Raw genomic sequence first — 17,645 nt, forward strand, 5'->3', positions numbered from 1 at the left:
GATTGAGGAAAAGGCGTGTCAGTCGACCTTGCTGCCAAGGAAGTCGCCAAAGGCCGCGTAGAAGCCGGCTTCGTTGTCCCACGGAATCATGTGGCCCGCGCCGGGCACGCGCACGTGCTGCGTCTGCGGCGCCAGGCCCTGCCATTCGGCCACATCGTCGTCGCCCACGACGCCGCCTTTTTCGGCGGTCATCAACAGCAACGGAATCTTGATGGCGGGCAGGTCGGCATGGATGTCGTCGCGGCCAAAGTCTTCAAAGCTCTGCACGATGGCGGGTTCAAAGCAGGTGTGCAGCCATTGTGCGCGCAATTGGCGCTGGGCTTCGGTCCAGGTGGGGCAGAAGGCCAGCATGGCTTCGGCGGTCATGCCGTGCGTGGCTTGTCGGATGGAATCCACGTACCACGCCAGGTTGGCCGGGTAGGCGCGGCGGCCCGGGCCGGAGACGGGCGGGTCCACGATGACCAGACGCGCCAGGCCTTCAGGTTGGCTGCGCGCGGCGCGCACGGCGATGCGCCCGCCCATGGAATGGCCCACCAGCGCGTATTTCGACAACCCTAGCGCCTGCGCAAACGCCGTGACGTCGGCGGCTTGCGCGTCCAGCCCGTAGTCCAGCTCGGGGCCGGAAGCCGACAAGCCCCGGCCGCGCACGTCCAGCACATAGGTGTCGAACTGGCGGCCCAGATGTTCGGCCACAAAGCCCCAGGTAACCGCGGGGCTGGTGATGCCGGGAATCAAGATGACGGCGGGGCGGCCGGCGCGTTCGCCCGCCGTGCCGCCGTAGCGCAGGTAGTGCTGGCGGATGCCGTTGGCGTGCACGTGGCCGCCATAGAGGTAGGTGCTGGCGGCTTGGGTCATTGTGCGTTCCTGGAATAGGGGTAAGCGCCCGAGAGCAGGGCGCCGGCGCCGGGTACCACCGGGTCCATGCCCAGTTCCTTCAGGATGGCGTAGGTGGTGGCGATGGAGGCAGTGAGCACGGGCTTGCCGGTTTCGGCTTCCACTTGCGAGACGGCGGGCAGCGACGGCATTTGCACGCAGGCGGACAGCACGATCACATCGGCGTCGGCCACGTTCATGCCGGCGACGATGCCGGGCAGCTTGGCGGGGTCGTGGCGGCCCACGTCCAGGTTGTCGGGAATTTCCAGCGCGCGCCAGTCCACGATTTCAAACCCTTCGGCGGCGATGTAATCCATGACGAGTTCGGTCAGCGGAATCATGTAGGGCGCCACCAGCGCAATCTTCTTGGCGCCCATGACGTGCAACGCGTCGACCAGCGCGCCGGCGCTGGTGATGACGGGCGCCGACGCGCCGTTTTCAGCGGTGCGCTCGGTCAGGCGCTTTTGCGACACGCGGTGGTAGCCGCGCCCCATGGCCATGATGGCCACCAGGCAGGCGTAGCCCAGCACGTCGACGCGCGCATCGCTGAGTTCCAGCGCGCAGCGATCGCTTTCGGCGTCCATGGCGGCCAGCTCTTCCTTTTGCACCTTCTTCATGCGCATGCGGCTGGAATGGAAAGTAAAGCGGTCACTGGGGCGTAGCGAGGAGTGCGCCGTCAGCATGGCGGGCACTTCGGTTTCCATCGTGGTGTTGGAACTGGGAACGATCTGGCCGATTCGGAATGTCTTCGTCATGGAGAAGCCTTGAAAAGGGGCGGGCCTAGGGTTTTCGATAAATTCAAAAGAAGCGTATACGCTCTATTCTTGCAAAGAGCGACGCAGATGACCAGCCCGGTTTCCGTAGTGGTTTTCACCTAATGTTGTGAAATCTATGCACTGTTTTGGTGGCGCGTCTTGGGGTTTACGCTTGGATCGAAAATTTCTGTGTCCATAAATTAAGCGTGTACGTCATAATTTTCAAGAATTCGCTTTCCCAGTCTTTCACCATCCAGCAAGGAGAAGTTCCGTGTCTACATCCCCTCGTATCGCCATCGTCGGCGCGGGTCTTGGCGGCGCCGCCACCGCTGCGCTGCTGCTCAAGGGAGGGCTGAACGTCCGCGTCTACGAGCAGGCGCCCGGCTTTTCGCGGCTGGGGGCCGGCATCCACGTGGGGCCGAACGTCATGAAGATCCTGCGCCGCATCGGCATCGAAGACGCGCTCAATGCCCAGGGCTCGCATCCGGACTTCTGGTACAGCCGTCATTGGGAAACCGGCGACATCCTGGCGCAGATTCCGCTGGGCGATTACGCCGTCAAGGAATACGGCGCGTCGTACCTGACCGTGCACCGTGGCGACTTTCACGCCTTGCTGATCGACGCCTTGCCCAAGGGCGTGCTGGCCTACGATAAGAGCCTGACCCGCGTGGAAGATCGCGGTGATGTGGTCGTGATGCACTTTGCCGATGGCACCTCTGAAGAAGCCGACATTGTCATCGGCGCCGATGGTGTGAACTCCCGCATCCGTGAAGAACTGCTGGGGCCCGAGCTGCCCAAGTACGCGGGCTACCTGGCGCACCGCGCCGTGTTCCCGACGCCGCAGACCAAGCCCGGCATGCTGCCCTTCGATTCCTGCGTCAAATGGTGGAGCGATGACCGCCACATGATGGTCTACTTCGTCACCAGCAAGGCCGACGAGCTCTATTACGTGACGGGCGTGCCGGTGGAACACTGGGACTTGAACGACCGTTGGCTGCCCAGCAGCAAGGATGAAATGCGCGAAGCGTTCAGCGGCTGGCACCCCACCGTGCAGGCGCTGATCGACGCCACGGTTGAAGTGACCAAGTGGTCGCTGCTGGAACGTGACCCCTTGCCGCTGTGGAGCCGTGGCCGACTGGTGTTGCTGGGCGACGCCTGCCACCCCATGAAGCCGCACATGGCGCAGGGCGCGGCCATGGCCATTGAAGACGGCGCCATGCTGGCGCGCTGCTTCAAGGAAGTGGGCGTGAACAATCACGAACTGGCGTTTGCGCTGTACGAGGCCAACCGTGCGGAACGCGCCAGCAAGGTGCAACGCATTTCGCACGACAACACCTGGCTGCGCACGAATGAGGACCCGTCCTGGTGCTTTGGCTATGACGTGTTCAACGAACCGCTGGTGGACCCGAAGACGCGGGCCGCGGCCTGACGATCTGTCCGCCGCGCGGGCGTGGGGGCTTGCCCCTGGTCCCGTGTCGCGGCAACCTTCGTACTTCTCAAAACCCGGACACGCGCCACACGCCATGGGATCCACCGTCAATTCAAGCAGCACCCCGCCTCCGATCCGTCTGAGCGTGAACGGACGCGAGTGCGACGTGCCCGCGGCCCCCGACACGGCGCTGCTGCACGTGCTGCGCAATGACCTGGCGTTGAACGGCCCGAAGTACGGCTGTGGGTTGGGCGAATGTGGTGCATGCACGGTGTTGATCGACGGCGTGGCCGCGCGGTCTTGCGTCATTCCGGTGCGAGCAGCGCAAGGGCGCGCCGTGGTCACGCTGGAAGGACTGGGCACGCGCGAGCAGCCGGGTACGACACAGCAGGCTTTCATCGATTGCCAGGCCGCGCAGTGCGGCTATTGCCTGAACGGCATGATCATGACGGTGGAAGCCTTGTTGCGACGTAACCCCGATCCTAGTGAAGACGCGCTGCGCAGCGAACTGCACCACAATCTGTGCCGCTGCGGCACGCACGTGGAGATCATGCAGGCGGCGTTGCGAGCGGTGCGCTTGCGGGCGGAGGCGGCTGATGTGCGCGGCTCGCAAGCTGCGGGTGGGGGCGGTGCTGCGGGTGTTGCGGGTGTTGCAGGTGTTCCGGATGTTCCAGGCGTTGCGGGTGTTGCCGACGGTGGATCCACGCGATGAGTTCGGACACCTTGGCGTCGCCGCACCATCACGCGGGTTTGCCCGCCGCCTTGCCCGCCGACTTGCTGCACGGCGTGGTGTTGCGCCCGCCCAGCGTGCTGTGGGATGGCGCGCGGTATCGCGGCAGTGTCTTGCAGCACGCGCAGTTGGAGCAGGCACGATCGCTGGCCGGCGTGGTGATGGCGGTGCAGCGCACGCACTTTGCCGGTGTGGTGGCGGTGTCGCCGGTTCACGCGCGGGAAGCGGCCGTGGCCTTGGCGCCCGTGTGGCAAGCCTCGGATTCCGTTCAAACCCCGCGCGCGGATGCGGCCGACCCCGACCAGATTCGTTATGGCATGCGCCTGCCATCGTCCGAGGCGCGTGCCGGCGCACGGGCGACGGCATGGGTGTTGAACGGACACGCCAGCGTGTGGCTGCCGGCATGTACGCCCGCCACGCAAGCACAGGTGCGCCGCGAACTGGCGGCGCTGCTGCAACAAGCGGAAGACACGATCAGTATCTCGGCGGATGGCGCGGTCGACGGCGCGGCCTTCGAGGGCCGGGACGCGGTGCATCCGCTGGACTTGATGGACGCCGCCGCCGACGCCGCGCTGCTGTCGCAAGCCGTGGGCCGGCCGGTATGCGTGGCTTGCCAGTCGGGTGTTGCCGATGAGTTGGTGTTGCGTGTGCCGGTGACTGATGGTGAGTCCGCGTCCGTTGCTTTTGACGCCGTTGCATCTAATGCCTTTGCTTCGAACGCCGCTGCCTCGAACGCTGCTCTCTCCAGCGCCTCTACCTTGACGCCGCAACCTGCATCGGTTGCCGATGGTCGCGTTGCGTCGTTGCTGTCCGACGCACCCTGGGCAGTGCGCCCCAGCCTGGCGCGGCTGTTGAGCCAACCCGGGCAGGCAAGTGCGTCGGCGCATGCGACGGTATGCGGCGCGTCGGTAACGTCGTCCCGACGCGCGCTACCGCCGTTGCGCGCAAGTGTCGATGAGTTGAACGCCGCGCAAGTCTTCGCGCAAGAAAGCCAGTGGCACGAAGCCGCGCTGGCCCAAGATAAAGATCCCATCGCGTGGCGCTTGGAACATTTGCCGGAAGGGAAAGGCCGAGACCTGGCGCGCCAAGTCATTGACCGTGCAACGTCACGCGCCGACGACGCCCCTGCGCCGCGCGTAGGCCTGCTGCATGGCACCGGCTTTGCCACCGCACAGGTGCAATGCGTGGATGACGACGGCGCCGCCCGCATGGTGTGGAGCGCCTGGGTGGCCGAGGTATCGGTGCAACCCCAGACCGGCCATGTCGACGTCACGCGCGTGGTCGCGGGGCACGACAGCCAGCATCTACAAGCGGCGCAGGCGGCGTCCATGCAGGCCGAGATCGAACAACAGACCCCGTGGCTGCTGGCCAACGCACGCCGTCTGCTGGCGGGGCCGCCGGCCTTTGACGATTGGACGAGTCCATCGCAACAGGCTGGCTCCGACGCCGCAGTCGCATTGCGCCGCTATGAAAGCGGTGATGGCTTGGTACAGCACGACGCGACGGCTAACGCGCTGGACGGCGTAGTGAAGCAAGGGCAGTTGGCCGTGGACGGCGTGGTCACCTTGCCCGCTGCCGCCGCCATTGCCAACGCCATCCACAACGCAACCGGCGTGCGCCTGCGGCAAGCACCGTTCGACATAGAATCCTTGCGCCTGGCCTTGGCGGACCAGCGCCCGGCGCGTGCTCGCGGCCTGTTGGGGCGCGGATGGGTATGGTTGGCGGCCGGGATGGCAGGGCTTGCCGGCGTCGCCGCCGCGCTCTGGCCGCTGAAGCCCGCGATGCCGCTTACGGCAGGCCCAGACGTTTCCCTGTATTCCATGCGCGCCATCGAACGCGGCCGCCTTGTCGCCGCCGCGGGCGATTGCATCGCCTGCCACACCGCGCCAGGAGGCAAGGCCAACGCGGGCGGGCTGGCGCTGGACACCCCCTTCGGCACGATCTATTCCACCAACATCACGCCCGACAACGACACCGGCATCGGCCGCTGGTCTTATCCCGCATTCGAACGCGCCATGCGTCAGGGCGTGCACCAGGACGGCCGCCAGCTCTATCCCGCGTTTCCCTACACGGCCTATGCCAAGCTGAGCGACGCGGACATGCAGGCGCTGTATGGCTACCTGATGTCGCAGCCCGCCGTGAAGTCCGAGCCGCCGAAAACGCAGTTGGCCTTCCCGTTCAATATGCGTCCCCTCTTGGCGGGCTGGAATGCGCTGTTTCACGACGCCACGCCCTTCACGCCGGACCCGTCGCGCAGCGCGCAGTGGTTGCGCGGTGCCTATCTGGTGGAAGGCGTCGGCCACTGCGCCGCCTGCCACTCGCCACGCAACCGCCTGGGCGCGGAGAAGAAGGGCGTGCATTACCTGGCCGGCGGCGAAGCCGAGGGCTGGACCGCGCCCGCCCTGAATCAACTGGCTAGCGGCCCGCGTGCCTGGACGGGCGATGAGCTCTTCCAGTATCTGCGCACCGGCTATTCACCGAGCCACGGCGTGGCGGCCGGGCCGATGGCGCCCGTGATCCATGGATTGGCTGAATTGCCCGACAGCGACGTGAAGGCCATCACGACATACTTGCTGGATTTGCCGAAGCCGAAGGGCGAGCCCGCTGCGGCGCCTGTGGCACCGGGATCCTCTTCTCCAGCAGCTTCGCCCTCGTCATCGCCTTCGCCTTCGCCGTCGCCGTCGCCCTCATCGCCGTCTTCGCTATCGCCTGCCGCCGCGACCACGACCGCGCCCGCGCCCGCACCCGCCGCCGCGACGATCCAATCCCTTCAAGGCCGACGCGCCAACGGCGAACGCATCTATCAGAACGCCTGCGCGGTCTGTCACGAAGCGGGCAGCGGGCCCACGCTGTTTGGCGCCAAGCCATTGCTAAGCGCCAACACCAACCTGCATGCCGCCACGCCGGACAACCTGATCCAGGTGATCCTGCACGGCATCCAGGAGCCCGCCGATGACGCGCTGGGCTACATGCCGGGCTTCAAAGACAGCCTGGACGACAGGCAGGTCGCCGATCTGCTGGGTTATTTGCGGGAACGTTTTGCGCCGGACGAAGACGCCTGGCCCGATCCCACCACGACGATTAAACGGCTACGCAACCATGCGGAGCTGAATTAAGGAAAACGCGGCCATAACGCGTGCGGCTTTAGTGATGATCACATCAAGGGGTTTCATCTATGTCAGCTTCATTGGTTTCCGTGGACAAAGCCATTCAGGTGGCGGGCGTCGGCAAGTTTCAATATCGGCTATTCGTGATATTCGGCCTGGTCTGGATGGCCGACGCCATGCAGGTGCTGTCCATCGGCTTTTCCGCGCCGTCCATTGCAAAGACCTTCGGCATCACCGTGCCGCAAGCGCTGCAAACGGGCACGCTCTTCTTCATCGGCATGCTGATCGGCGCCTTCATGTTCGGCCGCATGGCCGACCGTATCGGGCGCCGCCCGGTGTTGATGATCGCGGTGGTCATCGACGCCTGCGCGGGCGTGGCCTCGGCCTTCGCGCCTGAGTTCACGTGGTTGCTGTTCCTGCGCTTCCTGACGGGCATCGGCGTGGGCGGCACGCTGCCGGTGGACTACACGATGATGGCCGAGTTCCTGCCCAGCGCCCGCCGTGGCCGCTGGCTGGTGCTGCTGGAATCGTTCTGGGCCGTGGGCACCATCTTTCTGGCGCTGCTGGCCTTGGCGGCCGTGTCCTGGGGCGACGACGCCTGGCGCGTGATCTTCTTCGTCACCGGCCTGCCCGCCTTGATTGGTGTGGTCTTGCGCTTCTACATCCCTGAATCGCCGATGTACTTGAACCGCAACGGCAAATCAGACCAGGCGCGCAAGGTGCTGGAACGGGTGGCGCGCGTGAACCGCCGCGACGTCGAAGTGCCCGCGCTGCAACCGGAAACGCCTGTCCATAAATCCATCTTCGCCTTGTTCTCGTCCAGCTACCGCCGCCGCAGCATCGGGCTGTTGCTGGCGTGGGCGCTGATCTCCATTGCGTACTACGGCGTGTTCGTCTATCTGCCCATCAAGCTCAGCACCGCCGGCTTCGCCTTCATGCGCGGCCAGGAATTCCTGGTGCTGTTGGCGCTGGTGCAGTTGCCGGGCTTTGCGCTGTCGGCCTATGGCGTGGAACGCTGGGGCCGCAAGCCCACGCTGATCGGCTTTTTGATCTTGAGCGCCGTCGGCTGCATGCTCTACAGCCTGGGCACCGCACCCGCCGTGGTGATCGGTTCCACCTTGCTGATGAGCTTCTCGCTGCTGGGCACGTGGGGCGCGCTGTATGCCTTCACGCCCGAGGTCTACCCGACAGACCTGCGCGCCAGCGGCATGGGCATGGCGGGGGCCGTGGCGCGTTTTGGTGGGCTGTTCGCACCGGCCATCATCGCGCCCATCATGACCAGCCACTTCACGCTGTCGCTGGTGGTGCTGTCCAGCATGCTGCTGGCGGGTGCGGTAGCGATTGCGTCAGTGGACGTGGAATCGCGTAACCGCGCGCTGGATTGATGATGGGGTGAATCGTGGCGGCGCTGGCGTGTATGCCGGCGTCGCAGTTGCCAAGAACGGTGACGAACAGCTCAGACCTGTTCGTCGCCGTTCAGCATTTTGGTCAGCAGAAAATCCAGCGCCAGGCGCTCGGCCGGGTTCAGATTGCCGTAGGTGCTTTCGGTGATTTGCTTGGCAAACGGTTCCATTTCTTGCACCAGCCCCTGCCCCACGGGCGTCAGGCTCACCACCACCTTGCGCCGGTCGACGGGGTCGTGGTCCACCTGCACCAACTCACGCTGCTTCAAGCGATCCACCACGCCGCGCACGGTAGCCTGGTCTATGACAGTTGCCTTGACCAGATCAGCCAGCGAACTCGCGCCATGGTCCCGCACCGAACACAGCACGACAAACTGCGCTGCGGTGAGCTGGGAGTCGGGAATGTAATGCTGAAACAGCGCGGTGTGCCGCTGATAGACACGCCGCAGCAGGTGACCTATCTGATCAGAAAACAAATAGCCTTCCGTGTTGGACGAGGACTTGCCTTTCATATTGCGCATAAGCCTATCCGAAGCAATGCATGGGTCATGATGATTTTTATCAACGGGATGCCGGTTGACTAGTTTGCCAGCAGCGTGACCGTTTGTGGGTTGTATGTGCGGGTTGCGCTGCCGCAGCTTGCATAAGGGACCGCCCGTTCGGGTATGCCTGTTGCGCGTATGCCTAGTTTGTCTTTGGGTAAATGCACCTGCACAAAGCGTTCGACCTCGACCGTGCCGTCAGGCAGGAAATACAACTGAAGCCGCATCAGCATGGATTCTCCGTCCACGGGCTCGGGGTTGCGAAACGCCGGAACGTGTAGGGTCGCGGTGTGCCAGGGGTGGGAGGTGTTGGCTGTGTCGGCCGCGTTAGGCGTGCCAACCGCGCCCACTGCGCTAGCCGTTTGCCAGCGCAGCACCACCGGCCGGCTCAGAATAATAAACGCGGCACCGATCGGCCGCGCAAAGTCATGGCAGGCGGCCGGCAGCGGCGCGACGGACGCCAGCGCGCGGTCGCCGATGTCCAGCGTCTGCCCATTGACTTCAAGCCGGGCAATGGCGCTGGATGTGTAGTTGACCGCACTGAGCAACACCAGCCCGTGCTGCCCCTGCCGATCCAGACGTTCCTCCGTCATCCCCGCCAAGCGATTCAACGCGGGCGCGACTTCCACGTGATCGGGATAGTGAAAATACAGATGCCGCAACATCCACTTATCCGGCTTATTTAACGCCGACGCAAAACGCGCCACGTCCGGGTAGGCGAGTCGCGTCAACGGCAACGAAGCGCCGGCAGCATCGCCCGCGTCGGTGCGATACGTGTACCGCGCGATATCGTCGCGCAAGCGCGTGCCGTCGTAGGGAAAAGGCTGCGTGGCAGTCGGGCTGGGATAGCGGTTGAAAACCATGAACCGCTGAGGTTCGTTGGCGGTAAGCGGCATGCTAGGTCCCGCGCCGGACGACGTGCTGGCGTAAGGCGTGGCGTCAATCCGAAGATCTTTGCCGCTAAGGTTGACGTGCGTTTCCGCAATGTAGGGATGCGCATCGCTGAAACGGTCGCGCTTGGACTTTTCGAACGATTCGCTGGCCGGGTAGATCAGCATGGCGAGTAGCGTCGGCAAGAACAGCCACGCATGGACCCGCCCCGGCACCTGGCCCCGATCGCGAGAAAGGTAGTAAAGCCAGACGATGACCAGCAGGATGGCGAGTGGTACACCTACCCAGATCGCGGCGGTGAGAATGGCGACGATGCCCCAGCCTAGATTGGGGGTTAGTGCGGCGGTTAAACCAAGGAACGCAAGCCAGCCGGCCAGGGCGATGGAGATGATGAGGCCGAAGAGGTAATGCCGGTAGGGGGTGGTCATTGCGTGGGGACGCGGGCAATCAATTAAACAAGATGGAGTACATCACTTAGCGTACGAAGAGAATCGCTGCCGGTTGGCGTGGATGCCAGCCTATTCAAGTGATACCCGTGCATACCGAATTTGCGAGGCCCCACCATATCGGCTTCGATGGTGTCCCCGATCATCAAGACCTCTTCCGGCCGGCAGCCAATCCCATCACAAAGATATTGATAGATTTCTGGCTGCGGCTTAACCGCGCTGGCTTCGTACGACCAAGCGCAGAAGTCCGGCTGGACGGTCAACAGTTTTAGTACGGGCGGTCCATACGGCGTGACCTGCTCCCCGTGATTAGTACGAAATCGATGTAGAGTCCGTTCCCAAAGGAATGGCAATGAAGAAACGATTCACGGAAGAACAAATCATCGGCGTGCTCAAGGAGGCCGATGCGGGTGCCAAGCCCGCAGAACTGTGCCGCAAGCACGGTATCTCCGAGGCAACGTACTACAACTGGAAGGCGAAGTTCGGTGGCATGACGGTGTCGGACGCTCAGCGGCTCAAGGAGCTGGAGCAGGAGAACAACAGGCTCAAGAAGCTGTTGGCCGAGTCGATGCTGGACAAGGCGGCGCTTCAGGATCTGCTAAGCCGAAAGTAGTCAGCCCGCAGGCCAAGCGCGAGGCGGTCAGGACATTGATGGCCGAGCGCAGCATGGGTGTTACCCGGGCCTGCGGGCTGGTAGGAATTTCGCGGTCGTTGTTTGCCTACGGGAGCACGCGCATAGGCGATGCTGCTCTGACCGAGCGCATGAAAGAGATGGCAGTGGCCAAACGACGCTATGGCTATCGGAGAATCCATGTGCTCTTACGTCGCGAAGGCTGGCAAGCAAATCACAAGCGAGTCTGGCGGCTGTACAGCCTGGCAGGGTTGAGCGTGCGCAAACGCAAGCGTAAGCGCATCGCGGCGACCGAGCGCGTGGTTCGCCCAGCGGCAACCGCGCCGAATCAAAGTTGGTCGATGGACTTTGTGGCCGACGGCCTAGCCTATGGCCGCCGGTTCCGTTGTTTGAATATCGTCGATGACTACACTCGCGAATGCCTGGCCATCGAGGTCGATACGTCGTTGCCGGGAGTGCGTGTTGCCACGGTGCTGCAACGGCTAGCTGAAATGCGTGGCCTGCCGCGATCTATTACTGTGGACAACGGTCCGGAATTCGCCGGAAGAGCCTTGGATGCCTGGGCCTACCAAGCTGGCGTAAAGCTGTCGTTTATCCGGCCGGGTAAACCGGTGGAGAACGCTTATATCGAAAGTTTCAACGGCAAGTTCCGCGACGAATGCCTTAACGAGCACTGGTTCTTGTCCCTGCGACAGGCCAAAGACTTGATCGAAAACTGGCGGGTCGAGTACAACACCGATCGGCCCCACAGTGCGCTCGGATATTTAACCCCGGCGCAATTCGTGCAGGCTCATCAGAAAGAAGGTCTTTTACCCCTGGACTCTATGTCGGTGCCGTACTAAATCTGGGGGCAGGTCAGGCCTGCTGATGCTGGAATATTGGGCCGAACCGGGATCTTTCAATGAAACGTTGTAGAACCCCTTAATAATTTGCTCGAAGTTCTCCGGGTATGGTCCATAGTCTGCGGTGCGAATCTGTTCAGTCGTTGGCAGGCTGGTGCAGCCGCCGAGAAAGAAAAGGAGCACAACCGCGATGCGGGACTTCGACATCTTTATCTTACTCATGGGTTGAAGGTAACGAAATTATACTTTCAACGTAGCGTCCTCTGGCAGCAGACGCGCTCCGCCACTGCAGCCATTATTCCGGTGGCCGACCCCCGCAGGCCTTGCCCTCTCTTGATCGATCCACTCCGGCGCATTGCGATTGGCGCGGCCTTTACCAAGCTATGCTGCGCAAGTATGATGTGACAAATCAACACAAATTAAAGGAGAAAGTAATGCGAAGTTCCCTATGCGTCGCTTTCAGGAAGAGGGCGCTTCGTGCGGGCTGTGCCGCGCTCGCACTGCTGGCCCCCTGGGCGGTGTCCGCTGCTTGCACGCTCGAAATGTCCACATCGAACATAATGCAGGAAATTATTAAGGAAAATGGTGGTGTTCCGATTTCGGATGCGCAATGCGCCCGATTAAATAAGAACAGCCTTCGCTTACATATGAACGGGCAGGCGACGGTTCTGAATGGCGTTTCGGTGGCATGGGCGTACGTTACCGTTTCAGATGTGAATACTAGGGTGATATCGCCGGAGGCTGCGAGTCAGACCATCGTCAACACCAAAGCCAGCATGGTCACCGCAAAGGAGTTGGCCTTCACAGCGCTCGAAAGTTCAATAGCACAGCTCGATATCAACAAGGCGGCCAATGCGTTGAGAAGTTACTCCCAGGCCGCAAAGAAGAAATAGGGCTATTGATCCTGCCACTCTCTGAGCGCCATACCCGTCCTCGACGCTAGCTGGGCACTCCCTGGGATGGGGAGCTTATGGGGCGCGAGGCGCAGGACCGCTTAAGGAGCGGATCGCTGCGCACCGCTCCGGATTGCACCAAGCGGTAAGGGAAGGAGCTTCGCAGTTGAAGAAATACCAGGTCTTGAAAAACGAGAGTTGCTTGATCCGATTATTGAAGTTTAGTCACGTCGGCCTGCTCTGCATCGGATTGGCTGGTTGCCAGACTCCTGCGGTCCACGCGTTGAACTATGTGATCAATGGCGGCTCTGTCGAGTTGGCTTCGAACATGCAGCAAGTCAATGTATCCGCCCAAGTCATCCGGGATGAAGCCTGGGCCGGCGATTATCCCTTCGCCGCCCGCAATCAGCTGTACACCGTCGGTGTCATCAAGGGAGAGCCGGAGTATCGCATGCGTGTCGCCTTTCTGCAGATGCGGCACCCCGAGTACGGGGCTTGGGTGAGGGCCGGCGGGAAGGGGTGGGTAACCACCGGCATGGTGCCCGACCACTTACCGCCGTTGAAGCAGGGCGATTTTGTTGAATTGCGTCAAACCGGCACTGTGAACGTCGTGAAGGGTTTTGCCGCCTCGGGCGAAGGCAACGTTGTATTGCGAGTGTTGTGTCGCGCCCAGGACCCGCAATACCAATCCTGCACTTCGAGCCTTCCCCGTATCGGCACGTTCAAAGGATTCGGTGAGACGAATACGTTCTATCCAGAGAGCGTCCAAGAATACGGATTCACCTTTACCCCAAAGTATGACGCTGCTGGCACGGCGATCCAGTGAGGCTTAGCACCTTGATGTCGACTGATATGAAATCGATCATTTGCGCCGGCGCATTTTCGCTGCTGGTAGGCTGCGCCGCCACAGGTGATGACTACGTTACTGGCGTTCGGCCGGCAGTCGTGATCCACCCTGTACTCGGGAAACTGACCATAGAAGAGCAGGACTTACTCGGTCCGGATGCTAATCAAAATGGCGTGCGCGATGAGTTAGACAAGGCGATCCTGAGCAACTTCGGAGACGATATAAGCCACGAGCGGGCGCAGCGTTATGCCTTGGAGGTGTCCAAGGCCATGATCGCCGGAGCGTCCCCTCGCGTACCTAGCAAACTCGAAACTCAGAGATATGCTGCGGCAAGAGATTGTCTTAACGAGAGACGTGCTGATGCGGCGGTGGAAGTTCTACGGCGGACGACTCGCACCAAAGCCCGCGCAGAAGCGATGGCACGATGGGTCGAAGCTTCGGGCGGTTTGCCATCGGTAAGTGGCTTCGAATGCGTCAACGTCGAAATTGAATTGGCGGCCGACTAGAAGTTGCGGTTCGGCTTTGGCAGCGGCGGCTCCGGCGGCCGGCGGACAAACATTCCTTGGTAGCGCGGCCACATGTCGTACTTGCCGATAGCGGCCGGCTTCTGGCGAACTCCGAATTTCTCGAGCAGTTGCTCGGCATCTTTGAGTGTCTGGTAGTGGCTGCACATTGCTGTTCCCTCGCAGCATTCCCATCGAATTAGCTTAAAACTGACAGCGGGGGGGGGCAAACTCGCTCTCAAAGATGAGGGGCATCGTTCAAAAGTACCAAATGTTGAACCGCGGCAGTTTGGCGCGCTCTGTGGCAAAGCGTTGTAACTCATCGGTCACGGAGATGTAGTCTTCTCGGCCTCGGATGCGGGCAAATTTTGACTTGAGCAATAAGCGCTCCTCTTCGGACACGTAGGGCGCGACCACATCGTACATGCGGTCAAAGTTGGTGGCGATGCCGCTTATGTACCATGCCCGGAACGAGATGAAAAACAAGTACGTCGCCATGTAGAGCATTACCAATACCGGCACCAAGCTACGCCGAATGGTGCGGCGGCTGTTGGGTTGGTCGGGATTTGTAGTTTCCGAAGACCTTCGGCTGCGGCGGTCCTTTACGACCTTGATCAGGTCAATCGTAAATATACCCAGGGCTGTTCCGGCCACTATGGACAGCAGGGTGATGGCTGGATACGCATGGTTCCGCTGTGCGGCAGCGGCATAGAGCTCATCTTTTAGAGAATCTAAGCCCAGTGTCACGATGCTCAATCCGACTCCGTATAACGAAGCGAATACCGGTTTGAGCGCAATCTCCCACAATCCAGACCCGAGGGCGCCCAAAACCAAAGTGGACAGGATATAGATTGCAACTTTCTTCATAGTCGTTTTACGTTGCATTTCTTAGTGCGTTGACCATTTGCGGAGCAATTCTACTATTGCGGAGTAAAGCAAAAGGCCCGCAATGGCTTGCGGGCCTTTCCTAGTTCCCCCTGCCTGAGGCTTCGGCATGGACGTCACGGAGCATCAATACCGTGGGATTGGGTGGGGGTTGGCGCCCATTTCGTTTTTGTCCGTGTTGCTGAGGCTTCTGAGCCTTCGGCCTGTCCGCATAGGAACTCTTAAAGAAGCCCACTTCTTCATAGAACTTGATGGTTCTGGCCCGATTGACTGCGTCGACGGTTAGTAGGCGCGCCGCTGAATAGCCACCAAATGCCAGGCCTTCTACGAGTTCAATGAGGCGAGCACCCACCCCGCAAGATTGGCGCTCCGAGTGTGTGGCAAGCTTCGTGATCCTGACTGCAGGGAAGGAACTGAAATTGGGTTGGAAAGGGAGACCCAACTCGCCAAGTTCGAAAGCCGACAGTTGAATAGCATGTGCTGCAAGGCTGACGAATGCTACCGGAGGCGCGAATCCATCGGCGAATGCGATGATCGTATTTGCGAGGCTGTGCTGCTCGTAAGGAAGAGCGTCCTCGTGCAGGAATCGATCGAGCTCGGCATCACCACATGTGAAGTCTCGGAGCAAAGCTTCAGGCACCTCCGCGATTCGGCGGAGAGACAAGTCCAAAGCCATGCCTCTTATCGCGAGCGAGTCGTACCAGAGACGGGGCGTGAGAAAGCATCGCGAGCCGCAGCCGCGTGCTTGTTGAGGCGTTCCCGGCGTTCCGACGTCAACTGGACGCCAAACAAAGACTTGAGCAGGCGAACGCTCGCGCCAGCGGAGAGCTGGGACGACGAATGCAGGTCAAATTGCTTTGCAGCCATGGAGGGAGTTCTCGTTTTTGAGATTATTCTGGAATTGCGAACGTCATCAGTCGCACCTTCGACCCAGGTATAGCGAAGACGTTCGGCGATTTACCAAGCGCAATTCGTGTACAGCTATACGGGTTTACTTTCGTAAATTGTACGTCATTGCTCAAAAAAGATCACGTCGTAATCTCTTCGGATGCGGAACGTCATGCGGAATGGATGCGGAACGCACTCGATGCGGGAAGTGATTGCTTGCCGCTAAGTTATTGATTTTATTGATGGTGCCCGGGGCCGGAATCGAACCGGCACGCCTTGCGGCGGGGGATTTTGAGTCCCCTGCGTCTACCAATTTCACCACCCGGGCAAGGGGGTCGCGAACACGTCCAGATGACGGCTGCGGGAGAACGAAGACAGCGATTATATGCGTACTTTCAAAAATTGTCAGGCGGCCCCACATCCAGCCCCTGATCAGAGCCAGATCCGCCCGGCCATCCAGCCGAAAACGGACCCAGCCCTCAAGCACTACCTACTTCTTTTCCGGTAAGAACCAGTTCATCACCAAGGCGCAGATCCCGCCGGTGGCGACACCGGATTCCAGCACGCTCTTCACGGCGTGCGGCAGGTGCGACAGAATTTCCGGCACTTGCGACACGCCCAGCCCCAGGGCCAGCGACACCGCGATGATCAACAGCGCGCGGCGGTCCAACTGAATGCCGGCCAGGATGTTGATGCCGGACGCGGCAACCGCGCCGAACATCACCATGGCGGCACCGCCCAGGACGGGCTCGGGCACGGCTTGCAGCACGCCGGCCACGCCGGGGAACAGGCCCAGCAGGATCAGCATGCCGGCGATCCACACGCCGACGTGGCGGCTGGCGATGCCGGTCAGTTGGATCACGCCGTTGTTCTGCGCGAAGACCGAGCTGGGGAACGTGTTGAACACGCCGGCCAATAGCGAGTTCGCGCCGTTGACCAGCACGCCGCCCTTGATGCGCTGCATCCACAGCGGGCCTTCGACGGGCTGCTTGGAGACCTTGCTGGTGGCGGTGACGTCGCCGATGGCTTCCAGCGACGTGACCAGGTAGATGATCAGCATCGGCACGAACAACGCCCACGAGAAGCCCAGGCCGAAGTGCAGCGGCACGGGGATCTGGAACAGGGCGGCTTCGCGCGCGCCGGTGAAGTCCAGGCGACCCATGGCGGCGGCGGCGATGTAGCCCACGGCCAGCGCCAGGACCAGCGCGGTGCTGCGGATCCAGACGACGGGCACGCGGTTCAGCAGGATGATGGTGCCCAGCACCAGGCCGGACAGCGTCAGGTTCTCGGCGCTGGCGAAGGTGCCATTGGCCATGGCGCCGAAACCTCCGCCCATGCTGATCAGGCCGACCTTGATCAAGGTCAGGCCAATCAGCAGCACGACGATGCCGGTTACCAGCGGGGTGATCAGGCGTTTGACGAAGGGCAGGATGCGGCTGATGCCCATCTCCACGAACGATCCGGCGATGACCACGCCGAAGATCGCGGCCATCACGGCTTCAACCGGCGTGCCTTGCTTAACCATGACCGAGCCGCCTGCGATCAGCGGGCCCACGAAGTTGAAGCTGGTGCCTTGCACGATGAGCAAGCCGGCGCCCAGGGGGCCGAAGCGCTTGCACTGCACATAGGTGGCGATGCCGGAGATGACCAGCGACATGGACACGATCAGCGTGGTGTCGCGGCTGCTGACGCCTAGTGCCTGGCAGATCAAGAGGCCGGGAGTGACGATGGGGACCAGGATGGCCAGCAGGTGCTGCAACGCGGCGACGAAGGCGACGGGCGGCGCGGGGCGGTCGTCGGGACCGTAGACCAGGTCGGCGCTGGGCGCGTCGTCGGGGGCGCTGTGGGGGGCGGGTTGGGACAGGGAGGCGGGTTGCATGGGCGGAGGGCCGGCCGGGGGTAGGAGAAAGTGCGGGATTTTAGCGGGGTTCGCGCCGCTGCCGCGACGGGGCCTTGAAAAGTTCCCGATAGCCCCCACCT

Annotated in this window: 17 protein-coding genes and 1 tRNA gene; 8 read left to right on the forward strand and 10 right to left on the reverse strand. The window is 61.9% G+C overall.

Features of this window, described 5'->3' with window-relative positions; genetic code table 11:
• Positions 1-18 precede the first annotated feature (18 nt).
• Entirely contained in the window at positions 19-855 is an 837-nt protein-coding gene (locus CVS48_RS09650) for an alpha/beta fold hydrolase (RefSeq protein ID WP_100854254.1), read from the reverse strand.
• Positions 852-1,628: a maleate cis-trans isomerase family protein gene (locus tag CVS48_RS09655; RefSeq protein WP_050445660.1), complete on the reverse strand. Its 777-nt coding sequence runs from the start codon at positions 1,626-1,628 to the stop codon at positions 852-854. Before CVS48_RS09655 ends, CVS48_RS09650 begins: the two co-directional genes overlap by 4 nt.
• A gap of 271 nt (positions 1,629-1,899) precedes the next feature.
• Here CVS48_RS09655 and CVS48_RS09660 point away from each other — a divergent pair, with 271 nt between their 5' ends.
• The 4 genes from CVS48_RS09660 (at position 1,900) to CVS48_RS09675 (ending at position 8,279) form a co-directional block, all read left to right on the forward strand.
• Positions 1,900-3,057, forward strand: coding sequence for an FAD-dependent monooxygenase (locus CVS48_RS09660; RefSeq protein ID WP_100854255.1), 1,158 nt, complete (start codon positions 1,900-1,902; stop codon positions 3,055-3,057).
• Between the two features lie 94 nt (positions 3,058-3,151).
• Positions 3,152-3,769: a (2Fe-2S)-binding protein gene (locus CVS48_RS09665; RefSeq protein ID WP_100854256.1), complete on the forward strand. Its 618-nt coding sequence runs from the start codon at positions 3,152-3,154 to the stop codon at positions 3,767-3,769.
• The gene (locus CVS48_RS09670) at positions 3,766-6,903 is read left to right on the forward strand and encodes a c-type cytochrome (RefSeq protein ID WP_100854257.1); all 3,138 of its coding nucleotides are present in this window, start codon (positions 3,766-3,768) and stop codon (positions 6,901-6,903) included. Before CVS48_RS09665 ends, CVS48_RS09670 begins: the two co-directional genes overlap by 4 nt.
• Positions 6,904-6,962: 59 nt before the next feature.
• Positions 6,963-8,279: an MFS transporter gene (locus CVS48_RS09675; protein ID WP_100854258.1), complete on the forward strand. Its 1,317-nt coding sequence runs from the start codon at positions 6,963-6,965 to the stop codon at positions 8,277-8,279.
• A gap of 71 nt (positions 8,280-8,350) precedes the next feature.
• On the opposite strand, the gene CVS48_RS09680 is transcribed toward CVS48_RS09675, so the two are convergent.
• From CVS48_RS09680 to CVS48_RS09690, 3 genes are read right to left on the reverse strand one after another with little or no spacing between them, the layout of a single operon-like run.
• The gene (locus tag CVS48_RS09680) at positions 8,351-8,818 is read right to left on the reverse strand and encodes a MarR family winged helix-turn-helix transcriptional regulator (protein WP_172616201.1); all 468 of its coding nucleotides are present in this window, start codon (positions 8,816-8,818) and stop codon (positions 8,351-8,353) included.
• A 59-nt stretch (positions 8,819-8,877) separates the two neighbouring features.
• Positions 8,878-10,158 carry a hypothetical protein gene (locus CVS48_RS09685; protein ID WP_100854259.1) on the reverse strand — a complete coding sequence of 427 codons (1,281 nt, stop codon included), beginning with the start codon at positions 10,156-10,158 and terminating at the stop codon, positions 8,878-8,880.
• Positions 10,159-10,181: 23 nt separating this feature from the next.
• Complete coding sequence (locus tag CVS48_RS09690; RefSeq protein ID WP_318269768.1) at positions 10,182-10,529, reverse strand: HAD family hydrolase; 348 nt, start codon at positions 10,527-10,529, stop codon at positions 10,182-10,184.
• On the opposite strand from CVS48_RS09690, the gene CVS48_RS09695 reads away from it, so the two are divergent.
• The 4 genes from CVS48_RS09695 (at position 10,529) to CVS48_RS09710 (ending at position 13,895) form a co-directional block, all read left to right on the forward strand.
• Positions 10,529-11,649 (forward strand): IS3 family transposase gene (locus tag CVS48_RS09695; protein ID WP_100854261.1). Its coding sequence is split into 2 segments (ribosomal slippage): positions 10,529-10,781 and positions 10,781-11,649, totalling 1,122 coding nucleotides; the frame shifts between segments, so codons are not numbered across the junction. The two genes, CVS48_RS09690 and CVS48_RS09695, sit on opposite strands and share 1 nt — an antisense overlap.
• Before the next feature lie 434 nt (positions 11,650-12,083).
• Entirely contained in the window at positions 12,084-12,542 is a 459-nt protein-coding gene (locus CVS48_RS09700; RefSeq protein WP_100854262.1) for a hypothetical protein, read from the forward strand.
• A 166-nt stretch (positions 12,543-12,708) separates the two neighbouring features.
• The gene (locus CVS48_RS09705) at positions 12,709-13,368 is read left to right on the forward strand and encodes a hypothetical protein (RefSeq protein WP_100854263.1); all 660 of its coding nucleotides are present in this window, start codon (positions 12,709-12,711) and stop codon (positions 13,366-13,368) included.
• A gap of 11 nt (positions 13,369-13,379) precedes the next feature.
• The gene (locus tag CVS48_RS09710; protein ID WP_126376208.1) at positions 13,380-13,895 is read left to right on the forward strand and encodes a hypothetical protein; all 516 of its coding nucleotides are present in this window, start codon (positions 13,380-13,382) and stop codon (positions 13,893-13,895) included.
• Here CVS48_RS09710 and CVS48_RS09715 read toward each other — a convergent pair.
• The 5 genes from CVS48_RS09715 to CVS48_RS09735 all read right to left on the reverse strand — a co-directional run bounded on the left by CVS48_RS09715 (position 13,892) and on the right by CVS48_RS09735 (position 17,544).
• On the reverse strand, positions 13,892-14,062 hold the full coding sequence (locus CVS48_RS09715) for a hypothetical protein (protein ID WP_242001331.1): 171 nt from the start codon (positions 14,060-14,062) through the stop codon (positions 13,892-13,894). The two genes, CVS48_RS09710 and CVS48_RS09715, sit on opposite strands and share 4 nt — an antisense overlap.
• Positions 14,063-14,150: 88 nt before the next feature.
• Positions 14,151-14,759: a hypothetical protein gene (locus CVS48_RS09720; RefSeq protein WP_100854265.1), complete on the reverse strand. Its 609-nt coding sequence runs from the start codon at positions 14,757-14,759 to the stop codon at positions 14,151-14,153.
• 100 nt (positions 14,760-14,859) lie between these two features.
• On the reverse strand, positions 14,860-15,453 hold the full coding sequence (locus CVS48_RS09725; protein WP_100854266.1) for a GNAT family N-acetyltransferase: 594 nt from the start codon (positions 15,451-15,453) through the stop codon (positions 14,860-14,862).
• A 455-nt stretch (positions 15,454-15,908) separates the two neighbouring features.
• A tRNA-Leu gene (locus CVS48_RS09730) sits at positions 15,909-15,993 on the reverse strand.
• Between the two features lie 162 nt (positions 15,994-16,155).
• Positions 16,156-17,544, reverse strand: coding sequence for a uracil-xanthine permease family protein (locus CVS48_RS09735; RefSeq protein ID WP_100854267.1), 1,389 nt, complete (start codon positions 17,542-17,544; stop codon positions 16,156-16,158).
• Positions 17,545-17,645: the final 101 nt, after the last annotated feature.

Source organism: Achromobacter spanius (assembly GCF_002812705.1).
Lineage (GTDB): Bacteria > Pseudomonadota > Gammaproteobacteria > Burkholderiales > Burkholderiaceae_B > Achromobacter > Achromobacter spanius.

Bases quoted from the DNA above. Each gene is read 5' to 3' on its own strand.
- CVS48_RS09650 (WP_100854254.1), bottom strand. From the start codon at position 855: ATGACCCAAGCCGCCAGCACCTACCTCTATGGCGGCCACGTGCACGCC.
- CVS48_RS09655 (WP_050445660.1), bottom strand. From the start codon at position 1,628: ATGACGAAGACATTCCGAATCGGCCAGATCGTTCCCAGTTCCAACACC.
- CVS48_RS09665 (WP_100854256.1), top strand. From the start codon at position 3,152: ATGGGATCCACCGTCAATTCAAGCAGCACCCCGCCTCCGATCCGTCTG.
- CVS48_RS09670 (WP_100854257.1), top strand. From the start codon at position 3,766: ATGAGTTCGGACACCTTGGCGTCGCCGCACCATCACGCGGGTTTGCCC.
- CVS48_RS09675 (WP_100854258.1), top strand. From the start codon at position 6,963: ATGTCAGCTTCATTGGTTTCCGTGGACAAAGCCATTCAGGTGGCGGGC.
- CVS48_RS09680 (WP_172616201.1), bottom strand. From the start codon at position 8,818: ATGCGCAATATGAAAGGCAAGTCCTCGTCCAACACGGAAGGCTATTTG.
- CVS48_RS09685 (WP_100854259.1), bottom strand. From the start codon at position 10,158: ATGACCACCCCCTACCGGCATTACCTCTTCGGCCTCATCATCTCCATC.
- CVS48_RS09700 (WP_100854262.1), top strand. From the start codon at position 12,084: ATGCGAAGTTCCCTATGCGTCGCTTTCAGGAAGAGGGCGCTTCGTGCG.
- CVS48_RS09715 (WP_242001331.1), bottom strand. From the start codon at position 14,062: ATGTGCAGCCACTACCAGACACTCAAAGATGCCGAGCAACTGCTCGAG.
- CVS48_RS09720 (WP_100854265.1), bottom strand. From the start codon at position 14,759: ATGAAGAAAGTTGCAATCTATATCCTGTCCACTTTGGTTTTGGGCGCC.
- CVS48_RS09725 (WP_100854266.1), bottom strand. From the start codon at position 15,453: ATGGCTTTGGACTTGTCTCTCCGCCGAATCGCGGAGGTGCCTGAAGCT.
- CVS48_RS09735 (WP_100854267.1), bottom strand. From the start codon at position 17,544: ATGCAACCCGCCTCCCTGTCCCAACCCGCCCCCCACAGCGCCCCCGAC.